At 65.8% G+C, this 2,528-nt stretch carries 5 protein-coding genes; all 5 read left to right on the top strand.

The features are described 5' to 3' along the window. The first annotated feature begins 96 nt into the window (after window positions 1–96). Complete coding sequence (locus WFJ01_RS18965) at window positions 97–663, top strand: hypothetical protein (protein WP_336630035.1); 567 nt, start codon at window positions 97–99, stop codon at window positions 661–663. Window positions 664–695: 32 nt separating this feature from the next. Next, window positions 696–1,517, top strand: coding sequence for a peptidoglycan-binding protein (locus tag WFJ01_RS18960; RefSeq protein WP_336630034.1), 822 nt, complete (start codon window positions 696–698; stop codon window positions 1,515–1,517). Continuing rightward, complete coding sequence (locus WFJ01_RS18955) at window positions 1,514–1,936, top strand: hypothetical protein (protein WP_336630033.1); 423 nt, start codon at window positions 1,514–1,516, stop codon at window positions 1,934–1,936. The genes WFJ01_RS18960 and WFJ01_RS18955 overlap by 4 nt, the downstream gene beginning before the upstream one ends. Continuing rightward, window positions 1,933–2,172: a hypothetical protein gene (locus tag WFJ01_RS18950; protein ID WP_336630032.1), complete on the top strand. Its 240-nt coding sequence runs from the start codon at window positions 1,933–1,935 to the stop codon at window positions 2,170–2,172. Before WFJ01_RS18955 ends, WFJ01_RS18950 begins: the two co-directional genes overlap by 4 nt. A 180-nt stretch (window positions 2,173–2,352) precedes the next feature. Next, window positions 2,353–2,528, top strand: a 176-nt coding sequence (locus WFJ01_RS19115) for a DUF3263 domain-containing protein (protein ID WP_442928073.1), incomplete at its 3' end; no start/stop codon positions are given.

Genomic DNA, 2,528 nt, shown 5'->3' with positions numbered 1-2,528 from the left:
GCGGCGAAGCATGACCGGTTCGTGGCGCTCGCGCAGGCGGAACGCGGATGGACACCAGTCGTTTCCGGTCCATCAGACGCTTACCGCACTATCGGGATGCAGAGGAACTACTGGAACACGATGCCGTACCCGATGGCCGCATACCCGGGAACATCCAGTCACGGAGGCAACTACAACGGCGTCGAGTCCGGGGCGGTCGACTACGGCAACTGGGGCGACGTCGGGCGTGCCGTGTTCTTCGACCTCGCCCGACGCGCCGGGTTCCAGCCCGGCTACTTCGACGGCACCGGCGGGAAGCCAGACGAGCCGTGGCACGTCATCGATTGGTCGCCGTGGGATGTCCCCGCAACGCCCGCCCCCGTTGCCCCAGAACAGTCCAAGGAGGACACCATGGCAACCCTCATCCGCAACACCGATGGGACGATCTTCCTCGCCGACGAGTACGGCACGATCGACCCCCGCAAACTCCTCGACCCCGGTGCTGGCCTGTCCGAGACGGTCGGCGCGCTCGACACCGCGCTCGGCGCGAAGCAGCTCTCCAACCGCGAGTTCGATCTCGTGGGGATGGCGCTCACGAACCGTGCCACGCAGGTCCGTGCCGCGCTGATCGCTGACGTCACGAAGGCGGTGGTGGAGGCACTGGGAAAAGCCCTGCCCCGGTAGACCCGGGGACTACGCCTGATCCGAAGCCGCCGGTGACTCCTGAGCCGGTCCTGCCGCTCACGATCGACATCTCCCGCAACCAGAACGACGGGAACGGATTCACGGTCCCGCAGTTCGTGCAGATGCGGCGCGCTGGCGTCGGCACGGTGATCTGCAAGCTGCTCGGCGCGAACAACGCTGACTACCCGCTGTACACCGAGCTCGTCCACCAGGACCCGGCCCGCGCCGCGGGCATGAAGCTGGGCCACGCCATCGCGAACGGGCAGGTCGGCACGCCGGCGCAGATCGCGAAGGCGACGCTGGCGACGGGACAGGTCCGCCCTGGTGAGGTCCTCTGGCAGGACGTCGAGGACTGGCCCGAGGACGACGTGCGCCGGTGGACACCCGCCGAGTGCGAAGCCGTCGCGCTCGCTTTCCGAGACGCCGGCAAACCGCTGTCGGAGCAGGGCATCTACCTGAACCTGTCCCTCGCGAACTCCGGCGGCTACCGGGAGATGATGGACCGCCTCGGGCTGCAGCTGTGGCTCGCCGCCTACACCGACGGGGATGTGCTCCTCGAAGGCGGATGGACCCGCCGGCCGGTGCTCTGGCAGTTCACGTCCGACAACATCCCCGCCCTGCGCGGCATCTACGACGCGCCCCTGGACGTGAACCGTTCCGGGGCCACGGTGTGGCTGGTGTCCGACCTGCAGACGGCGCTGAACAAGGCCAACGGCGCGAACCTCATCGTCGACAACGACAAGGGCGCGAAGACGGTCGCGGAGATCGTGGCCTTCCAGAAGGCGCACGACCTGAAGCCGGACGGGGTCGCAGGGCCGATCACTCTCGGCAAGCTCGCGGAGGTTGCCGGATGACGGACTGGACCGACATCTTCGGAGATCTCACCATCGCCCAAGCCATGCTGTGGATCGCTGCAGCAGGAGCACTCATCACCTTGGTTGTGAAGCTCTGGCAGCCCCTCAAAGCGTTCAGCGACTTCCTCGACGACGTGAAAGGCGAACCGGGACGACCAGGCGTCCCAGCACGTCCCGGACTCATGGAACGAGTCGGATCCATCGAAACGTCACTCAGCGAGGTCCGCCACGAGGTTCTCCCGAACACCGGCACATCGCTGAACGACTCAGTCAGGCGAACCGAAGACGCAGTCGGCGTGCTCACCGAATCAGTGAAGGTTCTGCAGGACGACATGACCGAAGCGCACAAGAAGCTCGACAACGACAAGACCCGGATCGACGAACTCACCGGCCTCGTCAACAACAAGGAGACACCATGAGTAACTACACCCCGAACGTGGTCATCACGAACCCGACCGCACGCAAGATCGCCCGAACCATCCTCGACATCATCGGCGCCGCACTGGTCATCACCATGGCTGTAGACGCCGCGACGGAGGCATTCAACGCGATCGCCGTCACGACCCCGATCCTCGCAGGTTGGGGTGCCGCACGATCCGTGTTCGGTCTCGTCGTCGACAACCCGAACACCCCCACCCGACGCGACTACCTCTGACGCACGCCAAGCACTCGTCTACCAGCGGTAGAAGGAGTAACGAGGTCGCCCCCACAGGACGGCATCAGCCCAGATGAAGCCCCCGCCCCGGTTCTCCGGCGGCGGGGGCTTCTTCGTCGTTCACGGGGTTGTCTAGGCGGGGTAGACAGCAACGTCCGATGCCAGGCGCATACTCGGCACATGACGCCCGCCGAACTGCTCGCCTTCGAAGCCCGCAACCCAACCTGGCGCGGCAACAAAGAAACCCGCATCCGCAACGAACTCGGGATGACACCCGCCCGGTACATCACTCTTCTACTACGGGCCGCCGAATCGGTCGAGGGGATGACAGCAGACCCGATCACGGCGCGTCGAGT

This window comes from Microbacterium sp. MMO-35, assembly GCF_037147555.1.
Classification (GTDB): Bacteria; Actinomycetota; Actinomycetes; order Actinomycetales; family Microbacteriaceae; genus Microbacterium.
Note: the sequence above shows the minus strand (reverse complement) of the source record. Positions and strands in the feature narration are given on the sequence as shown.